The sequence below is a fragment of the Arthrobacter senegalensis genome (genome assembly GCF_059091765.1).
Genome location: NZ_JBNHGZ010000002.1, coordinates 829,827 through 846,369, shown reverse-complemented (window position 1 = coordinate 846,369; position 16,543 = coordinate 829,827). Strand labels below are relative to the sequence as shown.

Below are 16,543 nucleotides of genomic sequence, written 5' to 3'. Positions count from 1 at the left end.
GGAAACTCCGATATCAGTAGGCGAGCGAACGGTCGAGGGCCTCGAGCAGGCGGTCGATGTCCGGCAGGTACTGTTCCTCCACCTTCGCCACCGGGTAAGGCATATGGAAGCCGCCGACGCGCAGCACCGGCGCCTCCAGGCTCAGGAAGGCGCGTTCGCCGACGCGCGCGGCGATCTCCCCGCCGATGCCGCCGAAGGTCGGGGCTTCGTGGGTGACGATCAGCCGCCCGGTCTTCTCCGCGGATGCGGTGATGGTGTCGAAATCGATCGGGGAGATGGAGCGCAGGTCGATGACCTCAACGCTGTTGCCGTCCTCTTCCGCCGCCTTCGCCGCGGCCAAGGCGACCGGTACCAGCGGCCCGTAGGCGACGATCGTCGCGTCGGTGCCTTCGCGGACGATCTGGGCGCTGAAGGCGTCGCGGCCGGCAGACCCGGTGTCCACCTCGCCCTTGAGCCAGTAGCGGCGCTTGGGCTCGAAGATGATGACCGGATCCTGGCTGGCCACCGCCTGCTGGGTCATCCAGTAGGCATCGTGCGCGTTCGAGGGGGTGATGATGCGCAGGCCGGGCGTGTGCGCGAAGAGGGCCTCCGGGGACTCCGAGTGGTGCTCGATGGATCCGATGCCGCCGCCGTAGGGGATGCGGACGACGACGGGGGCCGACAGGAGCCCGGAGCTGCGGCTCCGGATCTTGGCCAGCTGGGTGGTGATCTGGTTGAATGCCGGGAAGACGAAGCCGTCGAACTGGATCTCGCAGATGGGCCGGTAGCCGCGGAAGCACAGCCCGATGGCGGTCCCGAGGATGCCGGACTCGGCCAGCGGCGTGTCGACCACCCGGTCGGCGCCGAACTCGGCCAGCAGCCCTTCGGTGACCCGGTAGACCCCGCCGAGCTTGCCGATGTCCTCGCCCATGATCAGCGTCTTCGGATCATTGGCGAGGGCCTCGCGCAGCCCGCTGGTGATGGCCTTCGCGATCGTCATGGTGGTCATCGGCGCGCCTCCCCGGCAGCGTTGTCGTCGGTGTCGGAATCGGCGAAGCCGGCCTGGTACTGCCGGTGCCATTCCAGCTCCTCGCGGACCAACGGGTGCGGATCGGCGTAGACGTTGGCGAAGTGGTCCTCGAAGTCCGGGGCCTCCATGGCCAGGACGTCGGCGCGGGTGGTTGCCGCGAGCTTGTCGGCTTCGGCCGAAACCTCGTCGAAGAACCCGTCGCCGGCCGTGTTGGTGCTGCGCAGGTACCGTTTCAACCGCAGCAGCGGATCGCGTTCCCGCCAGCCCTCTTCCTCGGCAGCCTCACGGTATTTGGTCGGGTCGTCGGCGGTGGTGTGGGCACTCATCCGGTAGGTGAACGCCTCGATGAGCACGGGCCCGTTGCCCGAGCGGGCGTGTTCCACGGCCCACCGGGTGACCGCGTGAACGGCGACGACGTCGTTGCCGTCCACCCGGATGCCCGGGAACCCGTAGCCGGTGGCACGCATGGACAGCGGAACGCGGGACTGGACCGCCGTCGGCACGGAGATGGCCCAATGGTTGTTCTGGCAGAAGAACACCACCGGGGACTGGTTGGAGGCGGCGAACACCATCGACTCGTGGACGTCCCCTTCCGAGCTGGCGCCGTCACCGAAGTAGGCGACGGCCACTCCGTCGTCGCCGTCGCGCTGAATGCCCATGGCGTAGCCGACCGCATGCAGCGACTGGGCGGCAAGCACCAACGTGTAAAGGTGGAAGTTCGTCTCCCGCGGGTCCCAGCCGCCCTGGCTGATACCACGGAAAAGCTTGAGCATGTTGGAGAGGTCCAGGCCGCGGGTGAGGGCGACGCCGTGCTCGCGGTACGTGGGAAACACATAGTCCTGCGGCTCCAGCGCGCGGCCGGAGCCGATCTGCGCCGCTTCCTGCCCGAGCAGGGGAGGCCAGAGCAGCAGTTGGCCCTGCCGCTGCAGGGCGGTGGCTTCCTGGTCGAAGCGGCGGACCAATGCCATGTCGCGGTACATCCCGCGCAGCGCCTCGCCGTCGAGGTGGGCTGCGTAGGGGCTGTACTTCGCATCGTCGCGGACGGTCCCGTCGGGGGCCATCAGCTGCACCAGCGCGGGCGCGTCCGAGGGGTCGCTGGACACCAGCGACTGTTCCAACTCTTCGATGTCGAATTCCGAGGCGGGCAGGTGCTCAGCGCCCATACGAACTCCTCGCCGATCCGCTGCCTAAGCGGCAGAGATCTTCGCTGTTCATATATGCCGGGCCGGGAATACATTCCAGGCCCGGCATATATCTGTCGTTTATCTCGTCCTAGCCTAATGGCAGGTGCCGTGCGGGCCGGTCACATTACCGTCAGGAAACGCCCGGACCGTTTGTATAGTTCTCACAGAGCGCCAGGAAGCGGCTGTTGGCTTCCACTTCACCGATACTGACCCGCACGCCCTCCCCGGCGAAGGCCCGCACGGACAGCGCCTGCCGGCCGGCCAGCTCTGCGAACTCCTGCGCCCGGTCGCCCAGCGGCAGCCAGACGAAGTTGCCCTGCGTCTCCGGGATCTTCCAGCCGAGCAGGTTCAGTCCGGCGACCACGCGGTCCCGTTCGTCGACGAGGCTTTGTACCCTTTCTACAACTTCGTCGTAGTGGCGCAGCGAGGTGATGGCCGCATGCTCGGCCAGGCTCGACACCGCGAAGGGGGTGGCCGCCACGCGCAGGTGCCGGGTGATCTCCGGCTGCGAAATCGAATAGCCCACCCGCAGGCCGGCCAGCCCGTGGGCCTTCGAGAACGTCCGGAGCACCACTACGTTGGGGTACTTCTGGTACATGGCCACGCCGTCCACCACCTCGGGATCGCGGACGAATTCCGTGTAGGCCTCGTCGATGACCACGATGATGTCGTCGCGCACGCTGCGGACGAACCCTTCCACTTCCGCCGCCGTCAGCGCCGGGCCTGTGGGGTTGTTCGGCGTGCACAGCAGGATGACCTTGGTCCGGTCGGTCACGGCGTCCAGCATCGCGTCCAGGTCATGCGAGCCGTCGGACCGGTTCGGAACCTGCACGCTGCGGGCACCGGAGAGGCCGACCATGATCGGGTAAGCCTCGAAGGACCGCCACGCGTAGATCACCTCGTCTTCGGTGCCGTCCTCGTGCTGTCCGGCAAACGTCTGCAGGATCTGCACCAGGGCGCCCAGGCTTCCGGCGCCGGTGACCACGTCGTCGGCCGGGACATCCAGGAACCGGCCGAGTTCGGTCCGCAGCGCGGTGCACAACGGATCGGGGTAGCGCATGATGCCCGCCGTCTGCGCGTTCATGGCTTCCAGCACGGCGGGCAACGGGGGCAGCGGGTTTTCGTTGGAGGACAATTTGTAGGACTGCAGTCCCTGGATTGCGGCCGGCGGTTTGCCGGCCGCATATTTGGGCAGCCTGTCGAGCACCGGCCGGGGGTGGATTCGGCCCGACGCACCTGCTGCCGGAACCGCAGCTTCCTTGATGGGGTTCTCAGGAGGAGTCATGCCTTAAAGGATACGTGCGCCGATGACCGGGTTTTCCGCGCTCCGGCGGCCCGGATGTGGCAGCATACACGCATGGGAAAGTTCATTGTGCGGGTCGTCGTCAACGCGCTGGCGCTGTGGGTGGCGAGCTGGATCCTGCCCGGCCTGGCCATCGAGGCATCGGCAGCGGCCGACGTCGCCGGCAACGAGTCCCTGGGCACGGTGCTGGCCTACCTTTTCATCGGCCTGATCTTCGGCCTGGTCAACGCCATTGTCCGGCCCATCATTTCCTTCCTCTCGCTTCCCGTCACCATCCTGACGCTGGGCCTTTTCACCATCGTGATCAATGCGCTGATGCTGGTGCTGACGGCCTGGCTGTCCAGTTTCACGCCGGTCGAGTTTGTCGTCGACTCCTTCTTCTGGACGGCCATCCTCGGCTCGCTGATCATCAGCCTGGTCTCGCTGGTAGTGGGCACCCTGACCCGCACCCGCTGATTCCGGGGCGGCTACCCGGGCCCGCCCCGGCCTGCCGGCGGCGGTCGCTTTCGGACGGGCGGGAGGCCGGCGCGGGACGGCTTTGATCCGTCGGGCTGCGTCCGGCGCAGGGTGAACAGATGCTGCTTGGCCGTGCCGCCGGCGAGCGCAGCGCCCAGGAATGCTGTCGCGTCGCGCACCGAGGGGTCCGGGCTCGCGTCGATGTTCCGGGCCGCCCGCACGTAGTTCCCGAGGTCATGCCCAAGTCCCAGCCCGGCGCCCTCGCCGGCAGGGGTGGCCGCGGGATCGGTCAGGGTCACGGTGACCTGTTCGCGCCGGTCCGGATTCGGCCTGGCGTCGGTGCCCGGCACCCAGTCCTGGGCGTGCTCCAGGTGAACGCTCCGGACGCCCGGGCCGGGGTTGATGCCGGCCACCGGCGAGCCGGCCGTGAGGACGAAGCCCACGTTGTGGCCGGCCAGGAAGGCCGGATCGGCGGCAAGGTTCATGGCGTGGATGCCGCCCTGGCTGTATCCGACCAGCATCACCAAGTCCTCCGCGCCGGCGCCGGCTTCCCCGAGGGCCTGCGACACGGCGGCCGAGACGAACGTGCTGCCGCCGGAGACCGCTTCGGCGATCCCGGTCTCGTCGAACGGGTTGCCGGTTGCCTCGGCCGAGCCCGCGGCCTGCGTGCCCGGCAAAGCGACGACCCACCGCTTTTGGCCCCCGGGGGCGGACACTTCGAGCACCTCTACGGTGCCGTCACCGGCGCGGTCCGCGCTGGCCGTCCGGTGGAGCAGCCCGGCCAGGGAAGCCGGCGCGGGATCGATCTTTTCGGCCGCCGCGGCCACGCGTTCAACCTCGATGTTTCCGGCCCGGAGCAGCCCCGCCTGCCGTGCCGCGGCCACCAGCAGCGGGGCCACGTGTTCGGTGGCCGGCTTGTTCCACGGGCCACCCTGCCGGCCATCCCGCAGCAGCATCCCCGCCGCCGGGCCGCCCAGCGCTCCTGCGACCGCCGCCGGGAACCGGCCGAGCAGCCGTTCGCCGCCCGCCCGGGTCGGCCGCCCCTCGTTGGCGGCCATGCCGAGCGGAACCGTCGCCCACCAGGTGGCCGAGTCGAACGCCTGCAGCGCTGCGGAGACGGCCTGCTCGGTCGCCAGGTAGGTTCCGTGTGCCAACCGCACCCTGCCGGCCAGGGCACCGGCGCCCTCCGCAAGGGCCGCCAACGATCCCGCAGCGGTTGAGACGGCCGCTTCGGCCGCCCACCGCTCCGGCAGCAGTGTCCAGCGCGGATCGGCCAGCAGCATGTGCACCGACAGGAGCTGGCGCCACAGGTCGCCGATGGTAGCGGCAGCCGACTCCAATCGGATTGCTGCGGACGTCAGCTCCTCCCACTCAAACGCGACGCCGCCAATGCCGCCGCCAACCCGGTAGCCGGCGTACCGGCGGTGCCCGGTACCGCCTTCCCACCACCGGGCTCCTTCGGGCAGCCAGTCGGCGTCAGCCACCGGGCGTCACCAGCACAGGGCGTCCGGGTCCCGGACCTCACGGCCGGGGGCCGCACATAGCGGCGGCCGCCGCTTTTGCCGCGCCGGCAGCCGCTTCAGCCGCACTGACCGCGGCCGCCGCGAGCCTCAGCAGTTCTGCCGCCTCCGCCATCCCGGCGCGGTACTCGTACAGCCGCTCCCTGAAGGCCCTGCCGGCCGGCGAGATCCAGGCTTCAGCTGCGCCGGCCAGATCCGCCCGCACGGCCAGCAGTTCCTGCTCGCAGGACAACAGGCGGGCCGGGGCCGGCCCCCATCCCGGGTCCGCCGGGCCGCCCGGCCCGGCCTCCGCCGTCGCCGTTTGCCAAAACATCACCCTGGCCTCCTTCGCGCCTCGACTTCCTCCGAGGCTAGGGCCGGCGTCGCCCGCGGTGCTGGCGCAGGCCGGCCATGTGCATGAGCGAGCGCGCGGCGCCGCTGTGCAGGCGAAGTCACGCGGAAAGCGGCGGCATGGGACATGGAAGAATAGGGGTCATGGCTGAAACTTCCCGTGTCCCCTTGGCAGAAGTCACCCCCGCGATCGCACTCGGTCCCTTGGACGGGCGGTATCACCGGGCGGTTGCGCCGCTCGTTGATTACCTCTCCGAAGCCGCGCTGAACCGCGACCGCGTGCATGTGGAGGTGGAGTGGCTGATCCATCTGGCCGGCCAGTCCGTCCTGCCCGGGGCGGGTCCGCTGACCGGGGAGCAGCAGTCGGCGCTGCGCAAGATCGTCACCGACTTCGACGGCAATGCCGTGCGCGAACTGGCCGAGATCGAAGCCGTCACGGTCCACGACGTGAAGGCCGTGGAGTACTTCATTGGCCGCCGGCTCGGCCAGCTGGGCATCGAGCACCTCACCGCCATGGTGCACTTCGGCTGCACGTCGGAGGACATCAACAACCTTTCCTACGCGGTGGGCGTCAAGGGGGCGGTGGAACAGGTCTGGCTGCCGGCCGCCCGCGCCCTGATCGAGCAGTTCGCGGCCATGGCGCGCGAGCACCGCGACGTGCCGATGCTCTCGCGCACCCACGGACAGCCCGCCACCCCCACCACGCTCGGCAAGGAGCTGGCGGTCATCGCCCATCGACTCACCCGCCAGCTGGACCGGATCGCCCGCACCGAGTACCTGGGCAAGATCAACGGGGCCACCGGCACGTATGCGGCGCATTACGCTTCGGTTCCTTCGGCGGACTGGCAGGCCGTTTCGCAGACCTTCGTCGAGGGCCTGGGCCTGACCTGGAACCCGCTGACCACCCAGATCGAGTCGCACGACTGGCAGGCCGAGCTCTACTCCGACATCGCCCGCTTCAACCGGATCCTGCACAACGCCTGCACGGACATCTGGAGCTACATCTCCATCGGCTATTTCGCGCAGATCCCCGTCGAAGGAGCCACCGGCTCGTCCACGATGCCGCACAAGGTCAACCCGATCCGCTTCGAAAATGCCGAAGCGAACCTGGAGATCTCCAACGGCCTGCTGGACACCCTCGCGGCCACGCTGGTCACCTCCCGCTGGCAGCGCGACCTGACCGACTCGTCCTCGCAGCGGAACATCGGCGTCGCCTTCGGGCACTCCCTGCTGGCCATCTCCAACGTTGCCAAGGGCTTGGACCGGCTCAGCGTGCCGGCCGAGGTGCTGGCAGCTGACCTGGACCAGAACTGGGAGGTACTCGGCGAGGCCATCCAAATGGTCATGCGCGCCGAGGCCATCGCGGGGGTCGAAGGCATGGAGAATCCGTACGAGCGGTTGAAGGAGCTCACCCGCGGGCACCGCGTGGACGCCGAGCGCATGAAGGAGTTCGTCTCCGGCCTCGGCCTGTCCCCGGACGCCGAGAACCGCCTGCTCGCGCTCACCCCGGCCAATTACCACGGCATCGCCGGCAAGCTGGTGGACCACCTGCGCTGAGCCCTCCCCTGGTTCTGCCGACGAGGGCGGCGGCCACCTTCCGCGGGGAAGGCGACCGCCGCCGTCGTCGTCGGCAGGACCATGGCTGATGGTCCGGATCAGTGACCCCACTCACCAAATTCGTCGTTTGGCCATGGGTGGGTCTAGAGTCATTACTACGCCGCGGGGTGGAGCAGTTCGGTAGCTCGCCGGGCTCATAACCCGGAGGTCGTAGGTTCAAATCCTACCCCCGCAACGAATGAAGGCCCTCTGACCAGGAATTGTTCCGGTCGGAGGGCCTTTCTTATTGGTTGGATACCATTCGCCTCCGTTCTAGACTCCGGTCTAGGTTCGAGTGCCCCGGCAAGGCTTTGATGTCCGTGCTGCAGGCCGCAGGGCTCCCGGGACTCTGGAGCCCGGGCGCTTGCGGCGTTGTTCGCATTGGAGGTGCTGGCTATGGCAGCTGCCCGTCCGAGCAGCGCCGGTTGCACGGTCGAACTAGACAATTCGAGTCCCAACGTCAGCGCAAAACGAAGGCTCCTATGCCTACAGAAAGACAGGGGTTAACCTGGGCTTGCCTCTTGGTTAGCGATCGTCTTAGTGACGCGGCGGCAACTTTCCCCAAAATTACATGGACACTTGGCTCCGACCGGCGTCTATCCTGTGACTTTTCGAGCAGAGTCCGCCACCCCGCGCAGCACACGCCAAGGGCTCGCGTTTCATTCAGGGCAATGGCGACACTAAGCCGCCTTCGGCACCTCGCTACGTTAGTTAAACTGGAAAGTACGGTACGAAGACCTCACGCTGAAACGGCGTCCTTCCTTCCGGTGGTGAAGAAACCCAGAGATTGTGTCAATGTCCTCGGGGCGCATCCCAAGCTGCCGACACTTCGCTCGCACTTGCTCGACTGTGATTGCAGCCCAGCGGTCTGGACAATTCATCATGTCGGCCTTGAGTTTGTCCTCCTCGTTCCACTTCAACCCGGATGGGTAACCTGCCGTCATGCTAGCGAGGTGCTCTAGTATCGCGTCGACTCCGTTCGGCAACGGCTCAAGCTTCTCCTCGCGTCTGTGAGCCGCGACAATTCGGCCTGGGAAGAGTTGGACCGGTGCGGTATCTTCAATCCACTCGGCGGTCTCATTTTTGTTCCACTCAATGACAGCGATCGCATCAGCTTCGCTGTTCCAGATGTGGTTCAGACGCTTACGGTCAGGCCATGCGTAGAGCACGCGCTGGCCGTCAAATGCCCTGCCAACAAACTCTCGCCACGCATGGTGAGTAACCCCCGGCCGTGCAATCAGTCGCTTCAGACTTTCGCCCTCAAAATCACGCTGCGGGGTCACGACCACGATGGGACCGCCGGGCTGCTTGAGCAGCCAGTCCACCGCCCGAACATTTTGCGATTCGCGCGAATCGCCATCGCCGAGTCGTGACACTGCGATGTGGACTGATGACATGCGATGACTCCTCTAGTTGATTTGGTGGCATCAGGCTAACTGTGACTTCAGACATTTTCGATGAAAGACAATCCGTCGCGACAGCATCTGAGCTCGTCATGAAGCACTGCTCAGTGAGCGCTTCGACGCGACGACAAGTACAACCAGAAAGCCCCTGAATTTCGGGATTTGGTGACTCTTGACGGGTGTCGACCTGGTGACCTTTCGAGTAAGAGTAGGGCTCTTCCAGAGGTTTCTGCGGGGTACCAGCAGCTTCGATCGTTCCTAGTCAGAGCCGTTTCTGCTGCTTTCCTCTTTCGTCCGTCGCCATCGAATCTGCGGAATAGATGCGGGGTTCGGCGACAGTCTCAATCGCTCAGGGGCATAGATCGTTTGCCAAGCATCCTCAAGGAGCTGATTGTTCGGATCGCAACCGCTGTTTGCCGGGGCAGCTGCCGGGCGAGGCGGCTGCGCCCTGAGGGAGACAGGTGCACCGCATCGGCGATCGCATCCGGGTTCGTTCCGGTACACAGGGCCTCGCCGATGGCGTCATTCAGGGCCGTCTGGGCCCGGTCCATGTCGCCCCGGCTGCGCCATTGCGCATCGGAGGCAGGAGGACCGAGGAAGTCTCGCGGAATCGGTCCAGCAGTTATCTGTGCACCTGAGTCGGGGACGCCGGTGGCAGCAGCGTCGGGTCCGCATTGCGGAGAGGGCTACTACACCAGCGACGTCCTGTCTACGCACGTTGGGTAAGCAGGCTCCGAGCAGGGGGGGCTGGCTAGGAGAGCCGAACGGTCAGCCCCTCGCAGTTGCGGTGCCGGTCAGAAAAGACCCACAGCGGCTCTCCGACGACCGCGATCTTCCCGGCCCGCTCGGCGAGAACGTCGAGTACTGCGCGCATCTCGATACGTGCGACAGCCTGTCCGCAGCAGCTGTGCATGCCCGCGCCGATCGCATCGCCATGGCGCCCATGACACGCAGCCGAGCCCTGGCCGACGGCCGTCCCGGCCCCTCGCCCCAGCTGTACTATGGGGTCCAGCGTCGGCCAGCGCCAGGAACCGTCCGATGCCCGTGCCGGCGGCCATTGACGATGCCCGGCAGCAGGATCTCCCACATGTTCCTGATCCTTTCCATCACATCGGCCCGGTCCGTCATCACCGCAGATACCAACCGGACGCCGGAAAAGCATGACTTGCACCACTAATAAACTGGCAGACATAGAAACGTCCGTTCGGACGGGCCTCGCAAACGGAGGGTCGTCAGGTTGTCCTGTAGCTACGCCAAACATCGTGACAACCGCTGGAGGATGGAGCTTTCGCGGTCCACCAGTAAGCCTTGCTCATGTCCGACTGCCCGGCCAGGCTCGGCCTGATTGCGAGCTTCCACAGGTTGGCCCTACGGGTGCGCAGTCTCTTTCATTCCTTACAGCGGATCTGGCGCATCCTCGCCTGCCTGAACCTTCGTTGTCTCGCCCTATGGGCTCCTCTGAATACTTCCCAAAAATGACCATTGAGCTCAACGCTGTACAAATGTACAGTTGACTTTGGGGCGCTTACCATCGCCGCAATCGTTCGTACAACGAGGTGTGAAAAGGAGAATCAGATGAGCTCGACCTTCATTCAGCAAAAGATTCAATACGATCCGTTTGACTACGAAATGCAGAAGGACCCGTACCCTATCTACCGTGAGCTGCGTGAGAACGCACCAGTTTATTACGTGGAGAAGCACGACATGTGGGCTCTATCACGGTACTCCGATGTTCAGGGCGTTATCCGCGATTGGCGGGCCTTCTCAAACCGCGAAGGCGTTGATATCGATAAGACGGATTCACTTCTTTCCCCGGGTCACATGGACGAGAAGGATGGAGCTGAACACGACAAGTACCGGCGGCTCGTGCAACGCTGGTTTGGGCCGAAGCAGCTTCGGGCAAACATTGTCGAACCGCTTCGCGCGGAGACCGCGTCGCTGGTGGCCGAGTTGAAAGAGCATGGGGGCGGGAATCTCGTTGAAGAGATCTCGTGGCAGCTTCCCGCGTTTGTCGTGACGAGAATGTTCGACGCACCCGACGCCAATCGCCAAGAGCTGGTGAGAATCATGAAACCAGTTTTCGCGCGACTTCCCAATGACCCGGTCCCGCCCCAGGCGGCTTTCGAGTCCGGCGAGTACATCATGGACTGGTGTCGCAATCTAATTCAACAGCGGCGAAAGGAGGATCTAACCGGGCGAGGGGACATTCTGACCATGCTGATGCTCTCTGAACTCGACGGCAAACCGCTCGATGACCAGCAGATTCTCGGCATCATCAGCCATCTCATAGTGGCATCAAGTGGTACGACGCAAGACTTGATCAGCAATGCCGTATGGCTATTGGCCTTGCACCCCGGCGAACGCGCGAAGCTGATCGATGCCCCTGACCGCATACCGGCGGCGATAGAGGAGTGCTTGCGGTACGAGGCCGTCATTCAGAACGTCACGCGCGTCGCGAATAAAGATGTCGAATTCTATGGTGTCACCATTCCCGAAGGTGCGACGGTTGTGAACTTGCTGGGTTCTGCGAATCGGGACGAACGAAAGTGGGACAATCCAGACCGATTCGACGTGCTCCGCAACCCCGAGGGGACGCTGCCGGACCCGGCGGGCCAGTACGGCGGGCATCTATCCTTTGCAGACGGGCTGCACCTGTGCCTTGGGCGGCCGATTGCGCGGATGGAGGCACACTTCGTCGTCGAAGAGATGCTGCAGCAGATGCCAAACTATGAGCTGTCTGCGCCCCCTGTCCGTGCTGTTTCACACGTTGCAAGGGGCTTTGAAAGCGTTCTCATCGAGCCAGGGCAGTGACATTATGAGCGCATCTGATGTTGACGTACTTACAGCGACGGGTTACTCGCTCCATGGAAAAGTGATCGCTATCACCGGGGCTGTCAGTGGAATGGGGCAGACACACGTCGACGCATGTCTGAAGCTGGGCGCACGAGTGGTCATGATCGATAGGGTCGAACCAGATGGAGAGCAAGGGCCGTCGACCCGCTTTGTGCAGGGGGATGTCAGTTCAGAATCTGACTGGCAAAACGCCATGCACGTGGTGGAGCGGGAATTCGGCCGACTCGACGGGCTGGTTAACAATGCCGGTATCCTCATGGCGAAAAGTATGGAATCCACCACGAGCGGCGACTACGACCAAGTCGTCGCAGTAAACCAAAAAGGCGTGTTCCTCGGGATGCGCGCAGCCTTGCCGTTGCTGCGCGCAGCAGGCTCGAGTTCGATCGTGAATATATCCTCCATCGGAGGGTCTGTGGGTATCGCGGAGTGCTTCGCTTACTCGGCGAGCAAGTTCGCGGTTCGAGGAATGACGAAGGCGGCTGCGGTCGAACTGGCACCTGAAGGGATTAGGGTGAACTCAGTGCATCCGGGAGATACTTACACTCCGATGATCGAAGGGCTCGACTCGAGTTCCTCGGTTCCGGACCCCTCAAAGTATCCGCTCGGTCGATATGCACAGCCATATGAGATCTCGCGCACAGTCGCCTTTCTCTTATGTGATGCAGCGAGTTTCATTACCGGTGCCGAATTCGCAGTTGATGGTGGGTACACAGCCGTCTGACGCCTGGGTGCTGTCGATGCAACCGAGTTGCATCGACAGCACCCGCTTTTCTGCTGAAGTAGTGTTCTTATATGGTGACCAAGCCTCCGCCGAAGGGGATCAACGAACGCTCAAGCCGGCGCGACCAAATCATACTGGCCGCGCTGGACATCATCCGTGACCGCGGAGTGGATGGTCTGACGCACCGCGCCGTCGCCGAGCAGGCCGGGGTCTCACTCGGACTGACAACGTATTACTTCTCAAGTCTCGAAGATATCCTTGAGGGAGCTTTCGACCTTGCGATGCAGCGTGATATGGAAGCGCTCTCGGCCTGGGTAAAGGGGCTTGCATCCGGGGCAGATCTCGCTGCTGAATTGACGGACATGGTCTTGAAGCAGGTCGAGCGTAACGCGGACAGCGTTTACGTTAATTTTGTCCTTGTACTAGCCGCCATGCATCGCCCGAACTTGCAGGTGAAGGCCCATGCTTGGGCTAACTGGCTTACCGAGCTAATGAATCGACACTTGTCGGAGCATGCCGCTTCTGCAGTGGCCACTGTCTACGATGGCACGCTGCTGCGCCTTTCAATGACGAAGGACTTCACTCGCCGAGATGAGGTTCAATCGGCCTTTCAGAGAGCGTGCGGTGACGAACACCGTTGGCTCCGGCAGCGTCGTGATGCGATAGGAGGATAACGTCGTTGTTTTATGATGCCTGATCTTCAGGATCGCGCTCAGACACGGAAGGCGGGCTTTAAGATCCATTCATTTACCATCGCAACACCAGCCTGGGCTCACGGAAGAGTGGTCTCGTAGCAACGCGCCTGCCAAGCAGTGCCGACTTGCTCGACACCTTTGAGCCAGTGGAGCTTTCGCCGAACTGCGCGACGAACGCGACTAAGTCGATCAGTGCACGCTACCGGCGGCGGGAACTGCCCTAACCCTAACGAGGCCGGTGCACCTAGTGCCTACCTGATCACCGGTTCTCCGAGAAGAATCATAGTAGATACGGACATTGTCAAGGATGTCGGACATCTGGGATCTGGACCGCTGGATGCGGGCCCACGGAACCCGGCGGCGGCCCATGTGCTTGCCGAGTTCTGGCATAGCGCGTTCTTGCGCTCCCAGCCCTACTTTGCTGAACCGCCAAAAAAATCTCGTCGTTCATCCACGTTGGGAGATGCCTTCCCTTGGCGAGAAGTGGTCCTGGTACGTCCTGACCTCGTGGGCCTGAGTCTCCGCATCGTACTTCTTGGCCGTTGAGAGACGGAGAGCCCTAAGCGCCCTATTGAGGCACGGCCGCAGGGGGCGCCGTCGTCGTGCTGCTGATCAAAGTGGCTGTGATCAACACCGGACCAATAATCCGCGTCGGCGGCGGGCCCGAACTTGGAGCGACAGGCGGCAAGTCAAGATGGCGTCCACTTCACACACTTTTGGTCCCTAGGGGCAAAGTGTAACCATTGACACGCTATTTACTTAATGCTCAATTAGTAGATATCTAGCGACGAAATAGGACGCAGTTGGTTGGGAGGACTGGTTATGCCGCATGAACGAGTGAGTCAGGCGCGGCGGCGGGGCGAGAAGGTCGAGTTCAACGTTGAGGGCTGTGTCGTCCGTGGGACGTTCTATACACCTGCACATGAGGACCGCCCCTCGCCGGTGATCGTTTTGGCGCACGGCTGGGGTATGGTGGCGGGCGGGGATCTGGAGGACTATGCAGGTGCCTTTGTCACCCGTGGCTTAGCTGCCCTGACTTTCGATTTCCGCAATCTCGGAGCTAGCGACGGCGAGCCGCGACAGGAGATTGATCCGCACCGGCAGGTTGAGGACTTTAGGGCGGCCATTAGTTATGTCCGGTCCAGGCCGGATGTGGACCGGGAAAGAATCGGCGTGTGGGGGAGCAGCTACAGCGGAGGGCACGCCCTTGTCGTTGCGGCCGTGGACCGCCGGGTGCGCTGCGTCGTGGCGCAGGTACCCACGATTAGTGGCTGGCGTGCGGCGCGGCAGAAACTGTCGAGCAAGGACATGCTAAGCCAGCAGCGCTGGTTTGATCTAGATCGCGAAGCCCGGTTCGCCGGCACGGAACCTGGGGTCGTCGCGATGGTCAGCCCGGATCCGGATGCGGCCGTCGCTTACCCGGGCCTTGAGTCCTATCAGTACATGTCGGGGCAGGGGCGAGTTTGCCCGAACTGGCGCAATTCGGTAACCGTCCGCTCATTGGAACTCGCCCGAGGCTACGAACCCGGGGCGTTCGTCGAGCGCATCTCACCCACCCCGCTTCTAATGATCATTGCTGATTCGGATACGGTGACCCCAACAGATCTCCAGCAGACGGCCTATCAGCGAGCCCATCATCCGAAACAATTGCTGATGGTCCAAGGGGATCACTACTCCGTGTACTCAGGCCATTTTGATACAACCAGTACTGTCGCAGCGGACTGGTTTGCCCGGCACCTGCTAAGTGGCGGGTTCGATTCGTGGAGCGATGGTTTACCGGTCTCACGTCCGCCCGTGGGCTTACCATGACGACTGCGTCTGGACGCGGTTCAAGCAGGCGTTGCCGATTGCATTCTGCCTGAGGAGCGCTCGGCGGTCAGATAAAAGAGATGCATTCGCATTTTCCACAAGGCCTTCATGGTCATTCGGTGAGACCCACCGGCGCCCGGCACGCCAAGCGGCATTTCTCCGGGGCCTAGTGAGAGCCCCGTTAGCGGAAGCATCCCTTCTTTGGGGTTAAACGCCTGAAGAGCATGCTCACGAGGAAAACGGAAGCTTGCTGATCACTTGACCGTTATCCTTAATAAATGTTAAATCAATAGAAGGGAGGGTATAGCTGGACCTCTCAGGCACGATAACTTCAACTTCAAACGAATTGACTAGGAGAGTCATGACCAACATCGATTGGGATCGTGTATCCAAGGGCGTAGCACGTGAGAACAACAAGATGATCTGGCGGCCATACGGTATCCCCACGGTCATGGATTTGGAACACTCCTGTTATCATGACGCGCCGATCTCTGAGCCCTGGGCCGAGATTCCGGAGCAGATTATTGTCTCGGTGGCAATTACAGGGGCGTTCTTCCGCAAGGATCAGAACCCCAATCAGGCCATTACGCCGGAGGAGATCCTCGCATCGGCACGGGAAGTCGCCCTCGCTGGAGCCAGCGCAATCCACATCCATGTGCGAGATGAGGACGGCTACAACGTCCTGTCCCCAGAACGGTTTAATGCAGTTATTCAGCCCCTGCATGAGGAGTTTCCCGACGTGCCCGTGGACGCCTGCCTAGTCCCAGCACTAGATGGAGAGTGGGAGAAGATGAACGAGGTCCTCGATTCCGGCCTACTTGACGCAGCACCAATCAACAGCACCGCGACATATATCGGCGATTCCCTCTTCGTAAAGCCCACACCGGTCCTGCTGGAGAAGACCCGCAAGATCCTTGAGGCTGGGTCCGTCCCCGAGATCGCTGTCTACACCGACGCCGACGTCTCCAACGCTGACCGCTACCTATTCAAGTCAGGCTTGCTCAAGGCGGGAGCAACATGGTTGGTGTTGCCCGCGCTGCCCGGCTGCAGTCCAATGGAAAACCCGCGGCAGATGGTCGCCAGCCTGACCCGGACAGTCGAAGCAATTCGGGACGTCGACCCTGACGCGGTGATCATGGTGTGCGCCGCCGGACGCGCCTCAACCTACCTGGCGACCCTTGCCGCAGTCATGGGCTTGCACATCCGCGTAGGCATGGAGGACACCTACTTCAAGTGGCCTCATCGCGAGGACAAGCTGAGCAGCAACCTTGAGGCATTCCAATTGGCTAAGCAACTCGCCGAAGTCGTGGGCCGCCGCATCGCCACCCCTACGGAGACACGTGCCATTATGGGCCTGGCCACTCGGACTGAGACCGTAGCCAGTCTCTAATCGGGGCCAAAATTGACAGCCCTGCTGCCCAGTCGGCCCGCTGCAAACATGGCGGACCAACTGGCGGCAGGGCTGTCTTCGTATCCAGCGAGATTGAGAAGCAGGGATGGTGGAGCTTAGAAGGCGACAAGGCGTGCTGACAGCATGTCCTCGCCTGCGCATATGCGTTTAGGTCGACACCCGTTCCTTCACCGCAAGAACCACGCGCCAACGCTGTCACCAGCACCGGCTTCGCCGTTTCTAGCAGCAGGATTCGCGTTGACACAACAGCATC

14 protein-coding genes and 1 tRNA gene are annotated in these 16,543 nt (G+C 63.4%); 8 read left to right on the top strand and 7 right to left on the bottom strand.

Annotated features, from left to right (window positions below; translation table 11 throughout):
• Nucleotides 1-13 precede the first annotated feature (13 nt).
• From AC5RVG_RS09325 to AC5RVG_RS09315, 3 genes are all read right to left on the bottom strand, one after another.
• Complete coding sequence (locus AC5RVG_RS09325; RefSeq protein WP_494013626.1) at nt 14-988, bottom strand: alpha-ketoacid dehydrogenase subunit beta; 975 nt, start codon at nt 986-988, stop codon at nt 14-16.
• Nucleotides 985-2,172, bottom strand: coding sequence for a pyruvate dehydrogenase (acetyl-transferring) E1 component subunit alpha (pdhA, locus tag AC5RVG_RS09320; RefSeq protein WP_494013625.1), 1,188 nt, complete (start codon nt 2,170-2,172; stop codon nt 985-987). The genes AC5RVG_RS09325 and pdhA overlap by 4 nt, the downstream gene beginning before the upstream one ends.
• Before the next feature lie 151 nt (nt 2,173-2,323).
• A complete protein-coding gene (locus tag AC5RVG_RS09315) occupies nt 2,324-3,478 on the bottom strand; it encodes a histidinol-phosphate transaminase (protein ID WP_494013624.1) in 1,155 nt (384 codons plus the stop codon).
• Nucleotides 3,479-3,550: 72 nt separating this feature from the next.
• Between AC5RVG_RS09315 and AC5RVG_RS09310 the strand changes: the two genes are divergently transcribed.
• Nucleotides 3,551-3,952: a phage holin family protein gene (locus AC5RVG_RS09310; RefSeq protein ID WP_494013623.1), complete on the top strand. Its 402-nt coding sequence runs from the start codon at nt 3,551-3,553 to the stop codon at nt 3,950-3,952.
• 11 nt (nt 3,953-3,963) lie between these two features.
• On the opposite strand, the gene AC5RVG_RS09305 is transcribed toward AC5RVG_RS09310, so the two are convergent.
• Together AC5RVG_RS09305 and AC5RVG_RS09300 are read right to left on the bottom strand one after the other, a co-directional pair.
• Nucleotides 3,964-5,436: a hypothetical protein gene (locus AC5RVG_RS09305; RefSeq protein ID WP_494013622.1), complete on the bottom strand. Its 1,473-nt coding sequence runs from the start codon at nt 5,434-5,436 to the stop codon at nt 3,964-3,966.
• Between the two features lie 37 nt (nt 5,437-5,473).
• On the bottom strand, nt 5,474-5,785 hold the full coding sequence (locus AC5RVG_RS09300) for a hypothetical protein (protein ID WP_494013621.1): 312 nt from the start codon (nt 5,783-5,785) through the stop codon (nt 5,474-5,476).
• Between the two features lie 161 nt (nt 5,786-5,946).
• Here AC5RVG_RS09300 and purB point away from each other — a divergent pair, with 161 nt between their 5' ends.
• Both purB and AC5RVG_RS09290 read left to right on the top strand, forming a co-directional pair.
• Complete coding sequence (purB, locus tag AC5RVG_RS09295) at nt 5,947-7,359, top strand: adenylosuccinate lyase (RefSeq protein WP_494013620.1); 1,413 nt, start codon at nt 5,947-5,949, stop codon at nt 7,357-7,359.
• Nucleotides 7,360-7,520: 161 nt separating this feature from the next.
• Nucleotides 7,521-7,594 (top strand) — tRNA-Met (locus tag AC5RVG_RS09290).
• 511 nt (nt 7,595-8,105) lie between these two features.
• On the opposite strand, the gene AC5RVG_RS09285 is transcribed toward AC5RVG_RS09290, so the two are convergent.
• Nucleotides 8,106-8,795, bottom strand: coding sequence for a hypothetical protein (locus AC5RVG_RS09285; protein WP_494013619.1), 690 nt, complete (start codon nt 8,793-8,795; stop codon nt 8,106-8,108).
• A gap of 757 nt (nt 8,796-9,552) precedes the next feature.
• Nucleotides 9,553-9,675: a hypothetical protein gene (locus AC5RVG_RS09280; RefSeq protein WP_494013618.1), complete on the bottom strand. Its 123-nt coding sequence runs from the start codon at nt 9,673-9,675 to the stop codon at nt 9,553-9,555.
• Between the two features lie 701 nt (nt 9,676-10,376).
• Between AC5RVG_RS09280 and AC5RVG_RS09275 the strand changes: the two genes are divergently transcribed.
• From AC5RVG_RS09275 to AC5RVG_RS09255, 5 genes are all read left to right on the top strand, one after another.
• Nucleotides 10,377-11,612, top strand: coding sequence for a cytochrome P450 (locus AC5RVG_RS09275; protein ID WP_494013617.1), 1,236 nt, complete (start codon nt 10,377-10,379; stop codon nt 11,610-11,612).
• A gap of 4 nt (nt 11,613-11,616) precedes the next feature.
• Nucleotides 11,617-12,375 (top strand): SDR family oxidoreductase, encoded by a 759-nt coding sequence (locus AC5RVG_RS09270; RefSeq protein WP_494013616.1) that lies wholly within the window; start codon nt 11,617-11,619, stop codon nt 12,373-12,375.
• Nucleotides 12,376-12,446: 71 nt separating this feature from the next.
• Nucleotides 12,447-13,049: a TetR/AcrR family transcriptional regulator gene (locus AC5RVG_RS09265; RefSeq protein WP_494013615.1), complete on the top strand. Its 603-nt coding sequence runs from the start codon at nt 12,447-12,449 to the stop codon at nt 13,047-13,049.
• Nucleotides 13,050-13,892: 843 nt separating this feature from the next.
• Complete coding sequence (locus tag AC5RVG_RS09260; RefSeq protein ID WP_494013614.1) at nt 13,893-14,879, top strand: alpha/beta hydrolase; 987 nt, start codon at nt 13,893-13,895, stop codon at nt 14,877-14,879.
• A gap of 361 nt (nt 14,880-15,240) precedes the next feature.
• Nucleotides 15,241-16,269, top strand: coding sequence for a beta-keto acid cleavage family enzyme (locus AC5RVG_RS09255; protein WP_494013613.1), 1,029 nt, complete (start codon nt 15,241-15,243; stop codon nt 16,267-16,269).
• The last annotated feature ends 274 nt before the right edge of the window (nt 16,270-16,543 follow it).